This is a genomic window from Pseudomonas sp. HP_12, from assembly GCF_055283955.1.
In genome coordinates this window covers 93,187-111,003 of record NZ_JBTOQG010000056.1, presented here as the reverse complement: position 1 = coordinate 111,003, position 17,817 = coordinate 93,187, and the positions used below count along the sequence as shown (strand labels likewise).

Annotated in this window: 13 protein-coding genes; 2 read left to right on the top strand and 11 right to left on the bottom strand. The window is 55.9% G+C overall.

The features are described 5' to 3' along the window. The first annotated feature begins 471 nt into the window (after window positions 1-471). Together yedA and ACYASU_RS21920 are read left to right on the top strand one after the other, a co-directional pair. Window positions 472-1,362, top strand: coding sequence for a drug/metabolite exporter YedA (gene yedA, locus ACYASU_RS21925; protein WP_282367256.1), 891 nt, complete (start codon window positions 472-474; stop codon window positions 1,360-1,362). Window positions 1,363-1,431: 69 nt separating this feature from the next. Continuing rightward, window positions 1,432-2,769, top strand: coding sequence for a DEAD/DEAH box helicase (locus tag ACYASU_RS21920; protein WP_192133561.1), 1,338 nt, complete (start codon window positions 1,432-1,434; stop codon window positions 2,767-2,769). A gap of 519 nt (window positions 2,770-3,288) precedes the next feature. On the opposite strand, the gene ACYASU_RS21915 is transcribed toward ACYASU_RS21920, so the two are convergent. From ACYASU_RS21915 to ACYASU_RS21865, 11 genes are all read right to left on the bottom strand, one after another. Then, window positions 3,289-4,410, bottom strand: a complete 1,122-nt coding sequence (locus ACYASU_RS21915) for a glycosyltransferase family 4 protein (protein WP_463584035.1) — start codon at window positions 4,408-4,410, stop codon at window positions 3,289-3,291. A 135-nt stretch (window positions 4,411-4,545) separates the two neighbouring features. Continuing rightward, on the bottom strand, window positions 4,546-5,442 hold the full coding sequence (locus ACYASU_RS21910) for a GDP-mannose 4,6-dehydratase (RefSeq protein ID WP_463584034.1): 897 nt from the start codon (window positions 5,440-5,442) through the stop codon (window positions 4,546-4,548). After that, entirely contained in the window at window positions 5,442-6,473 is a 1,032-nt protein-coding gene (gene gmd / locus ACYASU_RS21905) for a GDP-mannose 4,6-dehydratase (protein WP_192174574.1), read from the bottom strand. Before gmd ends, ACYASU_RS21910 begins: the two co-directional genes overlap by 1 nt. A gap of 174 nt (window positions 6,474-6,647) precedes the next feature. Next, window positions 6,648-8,309, bottom strand: a complete 1,662-nt coding sequence (locus tag ACYASU_RS21900; RefSeq protein WP_463584033.1) for a hypothetical protein — start codon at window positions 8,307-8,309, stop codon at window positions 6,648-6,650. Window positions 8,310-8,346: 37 nt separating this feature from the next. Next, the gene (locus tag ACYASU_RS21895; protein ID WP_346627689.1) at window positions 8,347-8,685 is read right to left on the bottom strand and encodes an EamA family transporter; all 339 of its coding nucleotides are present in this window, start codon (window positions 8,683-8,685) and stop codon (window positions 8,347-8,349) included. Next, window positions 8,682-9,680, bottom strand: a complete 999-nt coding sequence (locus tag ACYASU_RS21890) for a glycosyltransferase family 2 protein (RefSeq protein ID WP_346627690.1) — start codon at window positions 9,678-9,680, stop codon at window positions 8,682-8,684. The genes ACYASU_RS21895 and ACYASU_RS21890 overlap by 4 nt, the downstream gene beginning before the upstream one ends. A gap of 267 nt (window positions 9,681-9,947) precedes the next feature. Next, the gene (locus ACYASU_RS21885; RefSeq protein WP_463584032.1) at window positions 9,948-11,033 is read right to left on the bottom strand and encodes an acyltransferase; all 1,086 of its coding nucleotides are present in this window, start codon (window positions 11,031-11,033) and stop codon (window positions 9,948-9,950) included. Between the two features lie 513 nt (window positions 11,034-11,546). Further along, the gene (locus tag ACYASU_RS21880; RefSeq protein ID WP_346627734.1) at window positions 11,547-14,030 is read right to left on the bottom strand and encodes a glycosyltransferase family 4 protein; all 2,484 of its coding nucleotides are present in this window, start codon (window positions 14,028-14,030) and stop codon (window positions 11,547-11,549) included. Next, the gene (locus ACYASU_RS21875; RefSeq protein WP_463584031.1) at window positions 14,030-15,496 is read right to left on the bottom strand and encodes a methyltransferase domain-containing protein; all 1,467 of its coding nucleotides are present in this window, start codon (window positions 15,494-15,496) and stop codon (window positions 14,030-14,032) included. Before ACYASU_RS21875 ends, ACYASU_RS21880 begins: the two co-directional genes overlap by 1 nt. After that, window positions 15,496-16,707, bottom strand: a complete 1,212-nt coding sequence (locus ACYASU_RS21870) for an ABC transporter ATP-binding protein (RefSeq protein WP_463584030.1) — start codon at window positions 16,705-16,707, stop codon at window positions 15,496-15,498. The genes ACYASU_RS21875 and ACYASU_RS21870 overlap by 1 nt, the downstream gene beginning before the upstream one ends. Next, window positions 16,704-17,498: an ABC transporter permease gene (locus ACYASU_RS21865; RefSeq protein ID WP_463584029.1), complete on the bottom strand. Its 795-nt coding sequence runs from the start codon at window positions 17,496-17,498 to the stop codon at window positions 16,704-16,706. Before ACYASU_RS21865 ends, ACYASU_RS21870 begins: the two co-directional genes overlap by 4 nt. Window positions 17,499-17,817 lie beyond the last annotated feature (319 nt).

Here is a 17,817-nt window from a genome sequence, read left to right as displayed (position 1 = left end):
CAAGGCAGGCCTGGCCAGGTCAATGACGCAAAAATCGGGTACGGACCGGTGATGAGTTCAAGCCGCTGAGCCGGTTTTGGAAACTGGCGGCATGACCTTCACGCGCGTTTGACCCGCCTTGATCTTGACGATGGTGAGGCTCTTCGAGAAGGTACGGCAGGGCATGGTCGAAGACTCTCGATGCCCATTCCTGATGAAGTTGTCGGCATGCTTTCTGGCGACTTAAGGCGGTTTTTCTTGGAGTCGATGAAATACAGCTGGACTAGGGTGGAAGAAGCGTTCTGGTTGGGAAGGCTGCTTTGGAGCGCTTTGCGCACTTTTCCCGGTCATCTCGCCGCTCCCGCGTCAGCGGCGGCAAACACCGGCCAGCAAAAATTGTACGGGTCGAATAAACCACATTTGTAACTGACGCCTGCGGCCCGGACATTTCTAGAATCAGTCCCACAATAAACGACTGTACTAGAGCCCTTCATGCCTGCTGTCCGCCGTTTCCCCCTGCTGCTCATCGGGGCCTTTTTCGCGCTTTATGTGATCTGGGGCTCAACCTATCTCGCCATCCGCATCGGTATCGAAACCTGGCCTCCGCTCATGATGGCCGGGGTCCGCTTCACCATCGCCGGCTCCATCCTGTTTGCCTTCATGCGCTTTCGTGGCGCGCCGATGCCTACCTGGAAGCAGTGGAAATCCGCTGGGATGATCGGCTTTCTGCTGCTCGCCTGCGGCAATGGCGGCGTAACCCTGGCGGAACATGCAGGCGTTGCTTCGGGTGTCGCCGCATTGGCCGTGGCCGTGGTGCCGTTGTTCACCTTGTTGTTCGGCCTGTTCTGGGGGCATCGCAATACCGGGCTGGAGTGGGCTGGCATTTTGCTCGGCCTCGTCGGCATCTCCTTGCTCAACCTCGGCTCGAACCTGCAGGCCAGCCCCATGGGCGCCGCGCTGGTGATCTTCGCCGCCGCGACCTGGGCGTTCGGCTCGGTGTGGAGTCGCTACCTGCCCTTGCCCGCCGGGCCGATGGCCAGCGCCTGCGAAATGCTGGTGGCCGGCGCGGTGTTGTTGCTTGGCAGCTTTGTGAGCGGCGAACGCATGACCCAATCCCCGGGTCTGTCCGGCTGGCTGGTAATGGCATATCTGGTGGTGTTCGGCTCGATCGTCGCGTTCAGCTCCTACATGTACCTGCTGAAGAACGTGCGACCCGCCGCCGCGACCAGCTATTGCTACGTCAACCCGGCGGTGGCGGTGTTGCTGGGCGTGTTGTTCGCCGGCGAACACATCGGCTGGGCAGAAGGTGCGGCGATGGCGGTGATCATCAGCGCCGTCGTGCTCATCGGCCTGCCGCAGTGGCGCAAGCAGAAACCGGTGTAGAAAGGGTAAACTGCGCGCCATTGTCTTCTACAGACTCTTGTGCGCTGACCTTTTTCCAACGGTACTGAAATGACATTCGCCTCCCTCGGCCTGATCGAACCCCTGCTGCGTGCCCTCGAAACACTGGGCTACCAGACTCCCACCCCCGTTCAGGCCCAGGCGATTCCGCCCGTGCTCGAAGGCCGCGACCTCATGGCCGCCGCCCAGACCGGCACCGGCAAGACCGCAGGTTTCGCGTTGCCACTGCTGCAACGCCTGACCATGGAAGGCCCGAAGGTCGCTGCCAACTCTGTGCGCGCGCTGGTGCTGGTGCCGACCCGCGAACTGGCCGAGCAGGTTCACGAAGCCATCGCGCAATACGCCGAGCACCTGCCGCTGACCACGTACGCGGCGTACGGCGGCGTCAGCATCAACCCGCAGATGATGAAACTGCGCCGAGGCGTTGACGTGCTAGTCGCCACGCCGGGCCGCCTGCTCGACCTGTATCGCCAGAATGCCGTGAAGTTCTCGCAGCTGCAGACCCTAATCCTTGATGAAGCCGATCGCATGCTCGATCTCGGCTTCTCCGAAGAGCTGCGCGACATCTACGCCGCGCTGCCGAAGCGCCGCCAGACGCTGCTGTTTTCCGCGACTTTTTCCGATGCGATTCGCGCTCTGGCCGGGCAGATGCTCGACAACCCGCTGACCATCGAAGTCAGCCCGCGCAACGTCGCGGCCTCGTCGGTCAAGCAGTGGATCGTCACCGTCGACAAGAAGCGCAAGAGCGAGCTGTTCATTCACTTGCTCAAGAAACATCGCTGGGGTCAGGTGCTGGTCTTCGCGAAAACCCGCGTCGGCGTCGACCAATTGGTGGAGCGCCTGCAAGGCCTGAGTCTCAACGCAGACGGCATTCACGGCGACAAACCCCAGGCCACTCGCCAGCGCGCGCTGGATCGGTTCAAGAGCGGTGACGTGCAGATCCTCGTCGCCACCGACGTTGCGGCTCGCGGCCTGGACATCGACGACCTGCCGACCGTGGTCAACCTTGATCTGCCGATCGTTGCCGAAGATTACATCCACCGCATTGGACGCACCGGGCGTGCGGGGCAAACCGGTGAAGCGATCTCCCTGGTGTGCGCCGACGAAGTCGACCTGCTCAGCGCCATCGAAATGCTCACCCGCCAGACCCTCCAGCGCCGCGAAGAGCCCGACTTCATTCCAGAACACCGCGTGCCGGCTACCGACGCAACCGGGCAGATTCTGAAAAAACCGAAAAAGCCGAAGAAACCCAAAACCAGCGGCGGAGGCGGCAAACGCAATCTGGGCAAGTGGGTCGATAGCGGTGAAGCGGCGGCAGAAGTGCCGTCCATCAAGCCAGTGCGCAAAGTGCCGGTGTTCAACACCGGACCGCGCAAGCGCAAGCCGTAAGAGTTGATACGACGGCGAAGTCCGGACGAGATCCATTGCCCGGATTTCTGTGCTCTCACTGGATAAACGCGTGCTCTCAGTAGGACCGGCTTCAGCCGGGAAGAGGCCCGTGCGAACGCCATCAATATCGCAGCATGACAACTGACGCCTTCCCGGCTAAAGCCGGTCCCACTAGGTGAACGCGCTGTGTCAGTGGGACCGGCTTCAGCCGGGAAGAGGCCGGTGTGAGCACCATCAATTCTGCGGTGTAACAACTGACGCCTTCCCGGCTAAAGCCGGTCCCACTAGGTGATCGCGCTGTGCCAGTAGGACCGGCTTCAGCCGGGAAGAGGCCTGCATGAGCACCATCAGATCTGCAGCGTGACAACCGACGCCTTCCCGGCTAAAGCCGGTCCCACAAGGTGAACGCGCGGGGTCAGTAGGACCGGCTTCAGCGGGGAAGAGGCCTGCATGAGCACCATCAGATTTGCAGCGTGACAACCGACGCCTTCCCGGCTAAAGCCAGTCCTACGGAAATACTCAACGCTTACTGATCACATCCTGATAAAGATCCGCATACCCCTGCACCATCTTCTCCGACGTAAACATCGACTCAAATCGCTGCGCCGCCTTCAACCCCATCTGCTTCGCCCGCTCTCTGTCACTCCACAGCGTATTCATTGCTGCTGCCAACGCATCCGAATCCCGGGGCGGAACAACCAGCCCGGTCTCGTCCGCGATATTGATGAAGGTCGTGCCAGTGCCCATCTCGCACGAGATCATTGGCTTGCCATACATCGCCGCTTCCAGCAGCGAAATGCCGAACGATTCCGAGCGCTGGTGCGACGGGAACACAAACACTTCACAAAGCATCAGCAGCGCGTTCTTGTCCTCGTCCGGCAGGCTGCCCACAAACACGACGTTGCTGAGCCCGAGCGCCTTGGCTTTCGCCTTGAGCTCCAGCTCCTGATGCCCGCCGCCCATGATCACCACCGGCAGGCGATTTTTGTGCGCTGCCTCAAGCAGGAAATCCAGGCCCTTGTAGTAACGCAGCGCACCGACGAACAGAAAAAAGCGCTCGCCCAGTTGCTGCTTCCAGTGATCGAGTTTCGTCTGAGACGGAGCAGGGTAGGTGGCGCGATCGAGCCCAAACGGAATGATCTCGACCTTATCCTTGAAGCGAGTGAGCACTTCGCTACTGGCGGCGTAGTTGGGCGAAGACACGACAATCCGATCAACGCTACCCAGAAAACGGTTCATCAGCGGCGCATACAGCTTGAGCAGCGTCTTCTGCTTGATGATGTCCGAGTGGTAGCTCACCACCGTCGGTTTTTTGATCTGCGCGGCGAAGTGCGCGACGTCCATATACGGCCACGGGAAGTGGTAGTGCACGATGTCAGCTTCGCGCGCGAGCTCTTTAAAGTCCCGAAGGCCTGACAAAGAAAAGCCCGTCGACGCGACGTACAGATCCTGCTTTGAGCGGTGAGCGATGTGATTGCCGACCGTCTCGTTACGCGCCGCGCCTTGTGTGCTCAGCGACAGGACCTGGGACTCGATCCCGTGGGCCTGGCAACCCTGTGCCAGTTGGAAGATGACTTGCTCGACCCCACCGCCCTTGCTTTCCGGGAAGTAGGTTTTGAAGAAGTGCAAAACTTTGGTCATCAGGATTCTCTGACGAAACGATAACGTCCGCTGTTCTCGCGATAGGTGCGTTGCGGGCAGAGCGGGGATGTGTGGAGCGGAGGATAAAGGAAAACCCGAAGCGCCTCACAGCGCTTCGGGTTGGGTACTGCGGCGTTACGCGTCGGCCAGCATCCAGCCAAGCGTTTCGCTCAGCTCGGGTGTCTGCCAGCCCGGGACCAGCGACTTCAGCTTGCTGTTGTCGCCACACAAGGTCTTGACCTCGTTGGCTCGCACGAAAGCAGGATTCACTTCGACGGTGAGGTCGTGGCCGGTGATAGCGCGACACATGTCGATCACTTCACGCAGCGAGTGAGTCTTGCCCGAGCTGACGTTGACGTACTGACCGAACGGCTTGGCTTCCAGCAGCCCGCGGTAAGCGGCCACCAGCGAACGGACGTCGCTGAAATCGCGCCAGACATCCAGGTTGCCCAGCTCGATCTTCCCGGCCTTCTCGTGGAAGTGTTTGACGATCTTCGGCAGCAGGAAGTTATCCGCCTGGCCGACGCCGGTGTAGTTGAACGGGCGCGCGATGATGATCGGCAACCGCCCGAACCACAGACTGGCCATGTATTCCATGGCCAGCTTGCTCACCGCGTAATCGTTGGCCGGCGCCGGCGTGGTGCTCTCATCAAGCAACCCTTCCGACGCATTGCCATACACGTTGGCACTGCTGGCGAGCAAAACGCTTTCCGGCGCCTTGCCGCAGTTGGCGATGGCTTCGAGCAGGTTGCGCGTACCAATCAGGTTGACCTGATAAAACGCATCCGCCGCGCCATGTCCGACAAAGGCCAATGCCGCGAGATGAACGACGATGTCCGGCTGAAGGTCCGCCAGCAGCTTGCTCAGACCCACCAGATCGGTGAGATCGGCCTGATAATAATTGGCTTCATCGGACGGATTGCTGCCCAGGCCAACAACCTCGCAGCCCTGGGCTGTGAGCTCGGCCGCCATGTAGCGCCCCGTAAATCCATGAATACCCGTTATCAGCGCTCGCTTGCCGGCGATACTCATCAGAACGAGAACCCTTTTTCGTTACGACGCAGGTCTGCTTCGACCATCATGCGGCACAGCTCTTCCAGGTTGGTCTTAGGCTCCCAGCCCAAGACTTCCTTGGCTTTGGCCGGGTTGCCGATCAACAGCTCAACTTCGGTCGGGCGGTAGAACTTCGGATTGACCGAGACCAGGACCTTGCCAGTGGCAGCGCAGGTACCGATTTCTTCTTCCGCTTCGCCACTCCAGTTGATGGTGATGTCGACAGCCTTGAATGCCATCGCGACGAAGTCACGAACGGTTTCAGTGCGGTTGGTGGCCAGAACGAAGGTGTCCGGCTGATCAGCCTGCAGCATGCGCCACATACCTTCGACGTACTCTTTGGCGAAGCCCCAGTCGCGCTTGGCGTCCATGTTGCCCAGTACCAGCGAGTCCTGCAGACCCAGCTTGATCTTGGCAACGGTGTCAGTGATCTTGCGCGTGACGAACTCACGGCCGCGCAGTGGCGACTCGTGGTTGAACAGAATGCCGCTGGTCGCAAAAATGCCGTACGACTCGCGGTAGTTGATGGTCATCCAGTGAGCGTACAGCTTGGCGACGCCGTAAGGGCTGCGCGGGTAGAACGGCGTGTCTTCAACCTGAGGAATGGCCTGAACCTTACCGAACATCTCGGAAGTCGACGCCTGGTAGAAGCGGACTTTCGGGTTAACGATACGGATGGCTTCCAGCAGATTCACAGCGCCCAGGCCGGTGATTTCGGCGGTGGTGATCGGCTGTTCAAAGGAAACGCCCACGAAGCTCTGCGCGGCGAGGTTGTACACCTCGGTGGCTTCGGTGGTCTGCAGCAGGCGGATACTGGCCGACAGGTCGGTCAGGTCGTACTCGACCAGGTGCAGGTTTGGATTGTTCTGGATGCCCAGTTCTTCGATCCGCCAGAAATTGACAGAACTGGTACGACGATAGGTGCCGTAGACGGTGTAGCCCTTGCCAAGCAGCAGTTCAGCCAGGTAGGCGCCGTCTTGACCAGTGATGCCGGTAACGATTGCTTTCATGCGAATCCTTTGAACTCCGTCTTAGTGCTTTACCGCACGTGTTGGGTAGATGATATGGGCAGACGCGGAATCTTACTATGAGGGTCGTAAACGCACAAAGCTTAAGCCGTATCGCAGGGCCCACGTAGGGTGGGCGAACCCGCGTCCTGCTTGACTTTGTGCGTCATGCATCTGTCATTGACCGATGGTCCGCCAAGTTTTGGTGTCCAGGTCGAGCTTGCATGTGTTTACTATTTTGTGGCTCGCCAAGTACGCAGCAACCCGAGCATCATAATCGGCGGCATTAGGATCAGCGAGATTCCAGTCGGGCGGGTTAAATGACGCGAAACCGTTGATCGTTGGTTTTTTAATTAGCTCGGCGATCAACATCGCACTGACGTTGTGCGCGTAGATTTTGTCGATCATCGTGGTTTGGGTCTTCCATCCGCTCACGTAGAACACGTCACACGTGTTCGGAGCAGGAGGAATATCTGCGATCTTGCGAAGCTCCGCCTGTCTGTCAAGACTGATATAAGCCCTGTTTAGCTCTTCCAGAATCAACAGTCCAACCAGGATGAGCAAAATAGAAACAGGAAGCCGTGGCGACATCCGTGAGAGATAAACCAAGGACAGTGTCACGATGGGAAAGGTGAGGAATAGTTGGTACGCAGTCACAACATTAAGCGCCTGGGCGCCTGGGAAGTAGGTGAATACGTAATACCAAAGGCTCACCCCATTGATCTGGATGATCAAACTCCATGTCACCAGCGTGGCCAGTCCGGCCGCTCGTAGCAGTGCTTTGTTCCTGGGTTGCGTATTCTTCGAAAACAAGGTGAGCGTTGCAAAGATAAATATTACAAACAAGATCGGCGCGATGCCGGTGTTGGAATATTCGCCCTCAGCTGGGTAGTTCGAGGTGATTATCTTCGCTACTTTATTGTATAAGTCACCAAACAGCAGGTTTTGTTGTCCGACCTGAAGTATTCCAATGGGAGGGACGGTGTAGTGAAAGGCGGTCTCGTACAACCTGAACCCTGTTTCAGCGGCCTTCGGCAAATAAATGATCAGTAACGGCACAAATGACAGGCCGGTGATAACAGCCACGATCAATACCGCTACCCAGTGGGTAATGATTGCGCGGAAGAACAGGTAAGTGCTGTGGCGATTGTTGACGATCAACAGCGCCAGGCTGAAAAATATCGTAAAAAATATATAAAACCAGGTCATGTAAAAGCAGGTGATGGCCCAGGCACCTAGAAGAATGCCGGCAGCGCCTCCGTTGATCACCACTTGTCGCCGGTTGTTAGCCAGCAGATGATTGCAAGCTGACCACAGGAGAGTGGTGACTATCGGTGCGAAAGCCAGTGTGGCGAGTTGTACCCGGGTGCCGTGCGACGTCAGATTGTTAGCAATCATAAACAATCCTGCGGCAAGAACTGACCACAGGAAATTAACGCTGAAGACCTTGCGCATCATCCAGAAAAAACCGCTAAATCCGATGCATTTGATGACGGCATTTGAGAGTTCGGAGGAGATAAAAGGGTCGAAATCAAACACCCGAATGACAGAGTAAATCATTCCGATGATGAAGTAACCATCGGTCTGGGCAAGCGTATTCTTGTAGGGGTAGAAATAATAAAGCTCAGACCAGACCGCGTTGCCATGCCAGAAGCTTAGCCAGTGTTCCATAATGGCGACAACGATTGCCGCATCGTAGCTGTCGCCATAAAGGGTGGTAAAGCCGTTCAGGACCTGTACCCGAAACTGGAGAAACAGAAAAAACAGCATGCCGCTTATAAAAATAAGGGTCTTTATGCTAAGTCTGAAAACGTTGGTCTGCTTGGGTGTCAGTATCATTGTGGTCTTCTACTTTCCATGTGGTTTCAGCGTCCAGTTACGCGCGTAAAGACAGGACGATTCCGCCCATGATCAAAGCGACCCCGGCGAAGTATTGAACGCTGAACTTCTCACCGAAAACGAAGTGGCTGCCGATGGGAACGATGATGAACGCCATCGCCATAAGCGGGTAGGCTTTTCCCAAGTCTATTTTTTGCAGCACCCACACCCACGCAATCGTGGTGACGCCATACAGCGCGAATGCGATGAAAAGGGTCGTCAACGTCTGGGTGTCAAACAGCGTGCCAGAGCGCTGCAGAGAGGCCGCGGACAACTTGAATAGAATCTGACCGCCAGCAATGCCCAGCACACAGAGTACGGCTACGAAGTAAATCATTTGTCATCTGCCCGCTTGGCTATTTTGAATTTTCTTCGTACTTGATGAAACGCTCTCTGTGGGGCTGAAGCAATGTCGTGGCCTATGAACGCGAGCAGAAACTGCGTGCCAATGATGACGGGCACGGCAGACAACATCACGGTTCCCGCAGGGGTTGGTATGTCTGTTCTGATGGATTCAATCCAGTGGGACATGCCGAAAACGCTTCCCCATACGAGCAGGGCGAGGCCCAGAGGAAGCTCCAGCGACGCCAGCGACATGCCGCGTAGGTAATAGTTGTAAAAAATGCGCTTGCCGAAGTTCCTGCAATGTTTGATTAGGAATTCGCCGACAACATCCGAGATCTTTAGATTGCTGACTTCATCTTCATACTTGGCGTCCATTGGTATGTCCAGCACAACCGCCCGCAAGGTGTTAAGTCTGAACAGCATGTCCGTTTCAAAAAAGTAACGCTTACTTATTTTTTTGAAGGGCAAATGTTTGACCACGTCAATATGAATTGCAGTGTAGCCATTTGTAGGGTCGAACAGATCCCAATACCCCGAGGAAAGTTTTGTCATGAACGACAATACGGCATTGCCAAAAAGCCTGACCTTAGGCATTTCGGTGATTTTTTCCAAATCAAAGAATCTGTTGCCTTTGGTGTAGTCTGCGTAACCAAGCAAGATGGGCGAGATAAAGTCTGGAATCAGACTAGGGTCCATCTGGCCGTCGCCATCGATTTTGACAATGACGTCGATGCCATCCTCGATAGCTGCTTGATAACCGGTCATGACTGCGCCGCCGACCCCTTGGTTCTCGGGGTTTTTGAGAACGCGGACGCGAGGGTCGACGCAATTTAGGGTAACAAACTCTCCGGACTGTTCCGGGCAGCAGTCGTCTACCACGTAAATCGTATGAACTTCGTCCCCTATGCTCGCTATCACGCCCAGGATATGGGCTTTGACTTTGTAGCTAGGGATAACGACCCCGATTTTTGGTTCGCTAAGAATCACAATTAACCCCGGATATTGCTCAAAGAAGATCGCGTGCCGATCAATAGCCTGACGCTTCCAAATCCAAGCCACTCAAGCGTAAAAAAAGCCCGATCATACCTGTACCGGCTTAATTTTGGGAGGTGTCCCGTCCTGAATAAGACTTGCGCCTTCTGGCCTTTTCCTCGATAGGAACCTATGGATTCGGGGGAAAGGCGCAGTCAGCGTGTGACACGCCCGGCTTATGGTCTGGCGCATGCCGAGCGTGAACTGGCGCGAATGGTGGCTTTAGCCAGGAATGAGCCAGCGTAGACCGACCGTTCGACGCACGGCCCAAGTGATTGCGCCGGAAACTATCGATACTCCGAGTAAGAGCGCGGGGACCGCGATCCATGGATTGGTGAAGTTCCATGCGTAGCCTTGGCCTTCGAATTCCCAGATGATCGCAGGGTGGATGAGGTAGACCCCGAAGCTGAGGCTGCCGAAGAACGTCAGCGCGCGGCTGGATCTCGGGCAGCGATCGGCCAGGAAGCTCGCGAACCAGCGGAGCGAATAGAAAAGCGCAAAGGTAGCAATCACTACTAGCGGTGCGAAATACTCGTAAAAAAGCTCAGTGTTTACCGGAAGGTCTTTTGAGTAGAACCATGTGCAAAACGCCGTGCAGCCGGTCGCTGCAATCCATACAAGGAAGGCGAGGGCGGCGCGAGCGGGTGTCATCCGGACATGCCGGTAAAATATCGCACCCGCGAGTATGTAAGCGGGGTAGATATAGAAAAAGTGAAAATCCAGCCCTAGTCGGACAGTGCCGGTAAAGCGGTCAAGGAACGGGATCATGCTCGACCCAAGCACCCATACCACCAGCACCAGAATCTGCATCGGCAGCGCGGTATTTCGGTGAAAGCTTGAAAGTACCGGGATGACGAAATAGGCAGGGATCAAAGCATAGAGGTACCAGAGATGGCCAATCACAGGCCCCTTCGCTATGGAGTCAAGCCATGTATCAACAGGCGCGGTACCGTGCCTGAAATGCAGATAGGTAAAGAAGATGATGGACCACGCCACCAGCACATACAGAATACGCCATGTGCGTTTCAAGATGCTCTTCACACTGTGTTCCCGAGGCAATAGCAGCGCACCCGTGATCATGAAGAACAGTGGTACGCATACCCTTGAAACGCTTTCCCAGGTATTGATTGCCCACCAGTGAGGTAGATGAATACCCGCAAACCCTTTCCCCGAAATATGGATAAGCAGGACCATCAGCGTCGCGACGATTCGAAGCGCGTCCAGCGAGACGTCGTGGATGGGAGTGCGTGGAGGTTGTGACGCAGATGAACGACTGGTCGGTTCCGTAAAAGGGCCAGGTAGGGTCATGAAACACCGTGATTGAATGTGATAGACCGAAGTACAGCGGGGTAGCTCCGCTCCCGATCTTTTTTAGTTATAGAAAAGTGGCGCGACTATTAGCCACGGCGACACGCGCGGCATCTGATGCTCTGCTCACCGGGCTTCCATACTGAACTTTATATGGTCCTGTCCCCACCAGCTCCAGCTAGGTGGAGGCGTGTAACAGTCAGGCTGGTTGGGAGGGTATGCGTCACACCTAACGGTGAATCCCTTGTGGGTGACCTCCCTGCCCCCCTCATTGGTCCCTCTGTTGGAGTAGGAATTGCAGCCGCCCAACAGTGCAATTGCGGTAATGATCAATGTGTATTTCATGAGGCCTCCTTGCTAAGGGGGCTAGCTTAGCAATCGGCCCGCTGACGTGCGGGATTTTTTTGCGCGGCGCTGGGGTCAGGTCGCTGGACTGTCGTTGCCGGGCAGGCATTACCTCCTTGCCCGCTTGCGGGTGCGGCAGCGCCCCTTGCCGCCGCACTCCGGTTCACTTTAGTCAATCAGCACTTTTTTCAGTTGTTCAGCGCTTTGCCTCCATGTCAGCCAAGGCATTGAGTCTGATGTCGGATGGTTTCCTGCAGCCATCTGCGTAAGCCAGCTTTCGACTGCATGGGCAAGTGCGACAGGTTCCAATCCACTGAAGTACGCAGCATGCATTCCTGCCACTTCCCGGAAAACAGGTATGTCACGAATGATCATCGGGACTTTGTGCTGCGCCGCTTCAATCAGCGGCAAACCAAACCCCTCACCCTCGGACGCCGCTATCAGGCACGAGCACGTTGAATACACCTGCTCCAGATATTCGTCACTGATGCCTTCCAGCCAAAACAGCTTTTTGTGCATCTGCGGGTGGGTTTCCAGTCGAGCAACAAGCTCATCCACCAGCCACCCGCGCTTGCCGACGATAACCAGATTGATCTCATGGCCTTGCTCCCACAGCAGCTCAAATGCCGAGAGTGTCTGTGCGTGGCCTTTGCGAGGCTCGATGGTGCTGACCATCAGGAAGGAAGGGCGCTGAGAAATCAGATCCAGCGTCTGGGCCGCTTCATCAGGCATGCCTCCACTTGGCAAACTGCTATCGATGTCGGCGCCCAGGTGGAAGCTTTCAATCACAGGGCCGCCGTCGATTCGGGCCGGAGGATTCTCCGCGAGCCAGTTGCGCAGTTCTACCGCTACCGCCTCGGAGATGCAGATGAGTCTGTCCCCGACAAGGCAGATTTTCTCAAGCCAGTTTCTGAAAAAATCAGGGTTCGGCGCATGCCACCAGTCTGGACGGTGAATCAACAGCAGGTCGTAAACCAGGTAGTTGATCTGCACACCCATATTCTGCATGTGCGTGTGCAACGGCAGTAGCTGACTGGCGAGGTGCATGTTCAGATCAAGGGATAAATAGATATCCCCTTGAGTGACATCGATGAGCGAGTCTATGGAAACGGCCTGGTCGGATGTCACCGCTGACGTAAATTTTTCCGCGTAGTAGTAAAAGCCTTCCTGGTAGTAAATCGGACGCACGTCATAGCCGGCAGGTGCGGAGTTCAAGAACTCGTGCAGCAAGCTACGTACGACGCGCTGGATCCCGGACTTTGCATCTGAATGCACGATGCTGGAGACATCCAGCAGCAGTTGGTTTCCCTTACTTCCTTTGAAGTTATAAGCGATGCTTTTCGCAACCCTTTGCATCGCTTCATCAGACTCTGGAGCCGCGTCAATAGCGACTAGCTCAGCTATCAGCGACTGCTTGTCGATACCAGATGCATCTGCTGGAGACCGTAGCCCGAGGGACTCGATAGCTGCGATCGCTTTGGTTGCCGACGCGTCCCACGAAAAACGTTTGGACTGCTCGAGAGCATTCTCGAGCAGGCGCTCGCGGAATGAGTAGTCCTGAAGGCCCTGTTCGATTTTTTCGGCGATCGAACTGATCGAAAATGGATCGAACAGTGCTTCTTCCATCCCTATGACTTCCGGGACGCTGCTGCAATTGGAACCAATGACGGCGGCACCGCACGCCATGGCTTCCAGCACTGGCAGGCCGAAGCCCTCGTGGGTCGACGGGAAAACAAAAAGCGTTGCCATCGAATAAAGGGCAACGAGCTCGTCATCTTCGACATATCCAGTCAGTACCAGCTGGTTTTCCTGGAGGTCGAAGGCCTGTGCGTATTGCTCGAGTTCGGCGCGCTGAGGCGGATGAAGTTTGCTGGCAATTACGAGTTGGTGAGAAAACTTCAACTCAGGCGAGAGCGTGCTGTACGCTTCTATCAGCCTGGCAAAATTCTTCCTCGGATCAAAGCCGCCTGGCGCAAACAGAATGTATTTGCCGGTGATTCCGAGCCGACCAAATAGCAGTGCAGACGCAGCAGCATCAAGCTGCGTCGGCGTGAACTGGTCGCCAATGGCCGCGGAAATATTCGCAATCTTGGCTTCAGGTATCGAGAGGTGCTCGGCGCCTTCATTGCTGGACGAATTAGAGATTGCCAGCAGCATGTCAGCATTTTTGAGCCACTGGATTTTTCTGAAGTAATAGTCACGCAATGCCGGATTCGGCAGATAGACGTCCGGATCCAGCAATGGGATCAGGTCATAGAAAATGACCGCCGTTTTGTGCCGGGTCTCACATGCGCCGATAGACGTCACAGCGCCAGCCCAAGGCCCTTCGAAAACGCTGCTCACCAAGACGACGTCTGGCTCCAGTGCATCAAGAAAGCGTTCGCGGAGGACTTCGGATGCTTGAGCCGTCCAGGGTCCCGGCGCGCGGTCATCGGGCACGTCGAATATGCGAATGCGGTTTGCGGGGATCAGCGGAGCAAAGGCTGCTTTGATGCTGGCGATACTCTCCGTCAGCTTTCCATTGAGTGCGATCCAGATCTCATGATCCTGCGCGAGTTTTGCAATCGCCAGGCTGAGAGAAAGCGAATATCTGCCTATTCCACGAAACCGGCTCTCTGATTGCGCGCCTTGCAGGTCTATTACTATTCGCATCACTTACTTTCCTTGCGCTCAAAAGCCTGTTTGAGCTCCATATAAATTTCGGCCTCCCGCAAGCTCAGAGATGAGGAGTTGGCAGGTGTCGCTTGGCCCGTGGCAACAGGTGCTACCGAGTGAACAGATAGCGCCCAGAGCTTCGCTCTCAATGAGGCTGGTAGAAATTTGATACCGGTCCGCGCATGACGCTTTAGAAACGGGCGGGCAGAGACAAAGTTGATTGCCTTCAGGGCCAGCGCTCTCTTCTTGCTTGCTTTTCGAGTTACCGGTTTGCTACGCGAGACAAGACTTGAAAGCTTTCTGAGCGGTTGCGTAATTTTCCACGAGGTGCTCTGCACAACCGCGTTCAAATTGGCAGCCATGTTGTGCCTGTCCAGGGCGATACCGTCCAGTTGCGCCTGTAGATCATGCGTGCCGCCCTGGAGGTTCTGCACCATAGAACGAAGATCCTGGATGACAGCCTCAAGATCCGCATGCTCGGCTATAAGCTTTTTATTCTCATCGCTGACGGTAAGGTGTTCTTCAACCAGCGCAAAGTTTTGCTGCTCCAGGGCTTCATTGCGCGAAGTTAGCAGGCCATTATGGTATTCCAGATATCCATTCTTATATTTCGTGTCACCTAGCTCCGCCGTTATTTCCGAGATGGTTTCCAGAAATTTTTCAGAGGTCGATGTTAGTTCCGCCACTTGTGCTCCTACCGTCTGAAATCGCGTCTCGATACTTTGATCGTAACGGGCAGCCAGCTCGCCAGGGGTAATACCGAAGATCTGGGCGAAGGGTTCGTCAAAAAGGGACATGACGGAATCAGCCGCTTTTTTCTGCGCGACGATTGCGTAATCAGGACTGGAGCTGCCGAGCGCTGTAATGAGGTCAACAGGCGTGGCGGGATCATGCAGGCGAGCCTCTTCCTGAAGGCGCAGCAGTTTGCTTCGTTCGAAACCGGAGAACTCGGTCAGGAAGGACAGCAACAAGTGCGGAATTGGTCGTTCGTGGGTCGGATCCATATAAAAACCGTTGGATCCGACGAAAAGGTTTTCTGCGTTAGGGGTCTCAAGAATCAATAGCCCCCCGGGCTTCAGCACCCGAAGAGCCTCGCTCACCAGCTCTTGCAACGCCGGGAACGGTATGTGTTCCACCAGATGAAATGCGCTGATGACAGACACGCTCTCGGCAGCACGCGCTTTAAGCGCGCCTACGGCATCACCCAGGTCGGCCGGCAGACCTCGGGATCGGCAACCTTCAAGCATCCCCTCATCCAGGTCTACTCCGCGCGCAGCAAACCCTGCGCCGATGACCATCTCCAGCCACTCACCTCGACCGCAGCCGAGATCAATAGCAACTGGCCCGTTTTCCAGTTTGAGAAACGGTTCAAGAAACGGCATGTAAGCCTGGAGACGTTCGAGTATCAGTTCCCTTGAACCACGATGACGATCCTCAAAGGCCCTGTAAAAACGAGCAACCATCAATCACACTCCACGGTAGGGGGTATCCATGCCATACCGATAAATTTATGTTCTGAAATGTTCACAACGTTGAACACCAGCGCCAGGTCCCGCCATTCAAAGTTTTCAGCAATGTGTGTATCGGAGGAGTGGAGGGCGACTGCCACTGAGTAAGATCCAATACCAAGATTTGCCGTAAAGCTAAACTTGTACGAGAGACGGGCGCCGGCTTTGACAGAGTGCAACTTGCACTCAAGATGATGGGTGTTGGTCCCGAAAACATCCTGGCCCAGCCGGTCCTTGATCACGTACCCGACGACCAACTCAGGGAGGTCGACATTCGCCTGTACGTTGATGGTCAGGCAAACTTCAGCGCCGACGCCAACGTATTCAACTGGCGCGTCCCGCTCGTACAGCGTCACGCTTTCTATGGACGCTTCGCCTGTGCCAGATCGCGTCTGCACGCCTTTCCCTTCAAGGGAAACCACTTCAACGGTGCTGTTTTCTTTTTGAGCGATAATTGCGTTGTAGTAGTCCATTACCTGCTCGGGAGGACCGTCTTTGATGACCGTGCCGTTGTCGATCAGGATGGCGCGGTTACACAGCGCCTGGATCGAGGCTCGATCGTGGGACACGATCAATAGCGTCGTTCCCGCTTGTTGAAATTCTTTGATGCGGCTGAAGCTTTTGTGCTGGAAATAACTGTCGCCAACCGACAAGGCTTCATCGACGATCAGAATGTCGGGGCGGAACGCAGTGGCGACTGCGAACGCGACTCGCATCTGCATCCCGCTGGAGTAAGTCCTGACAGGCTCATTGAAATACTCACCGATCTCGGCAAATGCTTCGATGTCCTCGATAACCTCATCGATCTGGGGGGTGTTGAAGCCCATGAGACCGGCAGCATGGTAGACGTTCTGGCGCCCTGTCAGCTCCGGACTGAAACCCATCCCGAGTTCAAGAATGGCGGCAATCCGACCGTTGACATGGATCTTGCCTTCCGTCGGGCGGAGTGTGCCGGTGATCATTTTCAGAAGCGTCGACTTGCCCGCCCCGTTCTGACCCACGATACCGATTGCTTCCCCTGCCTCGATAGAAAAGTCGATATGGCGCAGCACCCAGTGCTCATGGCTGGGTTTGACAGGCAGATAAAACCAGTTCGCGAAGCGTTGCCATTCTGATGTGTACGTGCGGTAGGCCTTACCCACATGGCTGATGGATAGCAGGGTCATAGTGAGTCCACCATTTCAGGAGCGGCGCGTCGGAACAGAAATAGTCCGAGGATCAGCAAGGCTGCCGAGAGGCCAATCGCCATGCCGAGGTGAGCGAGGTTAGGCGCAACCTGATAAACCAGTACATCGTGGTAGGCCGTGACCACCGGGAACATGGGGTTAAATTCCAGCGCTCCCCGCATGTTTTCAGGAATGATGTTCAGCGAATAAACGATAGGCGTAAACCAGAACCAGACCTGCAGCACGATCGGCACCACCTGCCCGATGTCCCGGACAAAGACGTTAAGCACGCCCAGCACCAGGCCAAGGCCAACTGCCAGCGCGGTGACAGTCAAGGTCAATGGGATCAACCAGAGCATCTGAAGGGTGGGCATATGACCCAGCAGCGCGAATACGATGAAAACGGCGACGAACAGCAGCAGGTTATTGAGCAGGCACGAACCCACGACGATCACCGGCAGCGCGATCCTCGGGAAGCGCATCTTCTTCATCAAATTGCCTTGCTCGATGAATACAGTCAGGCATCGCCCGACAATCTCGGCGAACAGGTTCCATGCCAGGATGCCCGCCATCAGATAGAGGGCGTACGCATATTTGTTGTCAATGCCCGGCAGTTTGGCGGCGAGGACGTTGGACAGGATAAGGGCGTAGATCGCAACTTGGGAGAGTGGGTGGATGATCATCCAGAGCCCGCCTAGTTTGCTCCTTGCAAAGCGTGCGATGAATTCATTGCGGATGGATGTGATGATGAAGCTTCGGTATTCCCAAAGCCCTTGCAACATACCGTACATTCTAAAACCTCAATGACCTGTTCTGTAACGCCTGAGTTGTGCGGAATCGGTGGGGCGTCTTGGCTCTCACACAGCTTGCGACCCTGTGCTGACGCACAAGACCTTGTCGCAGATGACCGCCTCCCCTCCACCAGCGCCCGATGACGTCATGGGGGTGGCGGCACCATACCAGAAGCGACGAATCGCCGCCCGCGCAGAGGCAGCCTGCATTGAGCAAAAGGGAGTTGATGATGGTGCGGGATCAAGGGCAGATACGCCCGGATGATCCATGCGCTTTTACCGGTTGCGGAGACGCTCGAGGCGACCCCGCAACCAGGCC

Excerpts from the sequence above, each read along its gene's own strand:
- gmd (WP_192174574.1), bottom strand. The coding sequence starts at position 6,473 with ATGAAAGCAATCGTTACCGGCATCACTGGTCAAGACGGCGCCTACCTG.
- yedA (WP_282367256.1), top strand. The coding sequence starts at position 472 with ATGCCTGCTGTCCGCCGTTTCCCCCTGCTGCTCATCGGGGCCTTTTTC.
- ACYASU_RS21875 (WP_463584031.1), bottom strand. The coding sequence starts at position 15,496 with ATGGTTGCTCGTTTTTACAGGGCCTTTGAGGATCGTCATCGTGGTTCA.
- ACYASU_RS21920 (WP_192133561.1), top strand. The coding sequence starts at position 1,432 with ATGACATTCGCCTCCCTCGGCCTGATCGAACCCCTGCTGCGTGCCCTC.
- ACYASU_RS21880 (WP_346627734.1), bottom strand. The coding sequence starts at position 14,030 with ATGCGAATAGTAATAGACCTGCAAGGCGCGCAATCAGAGAGCCGGTTT.
- ACYASU_RS21895 (WP_346627689.1), bottom strand. The coding sequence starts at position 8,685 with ATGATTTACTTCGTAGCCGTACTCTGTGTGCTGGGCATTGCTGGCGGT.
- ACYASU_RS21915 (WP_463584035.1), bottom strand. The coding sequence starts at position 4,410 with ATGACCAAAGTTTTGCACTTCTTCAAAACCTACTTCCCGGAAAGCAAG.
- ACYASU_RS21870 (WP_463584030.1), bottom strand. The coding sequence starts at position 16,707 with ATGACCCTGCTATCCATCAGCCATGTGGGTAAGGCCTACCGCACGTAC.
- ACYASU_RS21900 (WP_463584033.1), bottom strand. The coding sequence starts at position 8,309 with ATGATACTGACACCCAAGCAGACCAACGTTTTCAGACTTAGCATAAAG.
- ACYASU_RS21865 (WP_463584029.1), bottom strand. The coding sequence starts at position 17,498 with ATGTACGGTATGTTGCAAGGGCTTTGGGAATACCGAAGCTTCATCATC.
- ACYASU_RS21885 (WP_463584032.1), bottom strand. The coding sequence starts at position 11,033 with ATGACCCTACCTGGCCCTTTTACGGAACCGACCAGTCGTTCATCTGCG.
- ACYASU_RS21910 (WP_463584034.1), bottom strand. The coding sequence starts at position 5,442 with ATGAGTATCGCCGGCAAGCGAGCGCTGATAACGGGTATTCATGGATTT.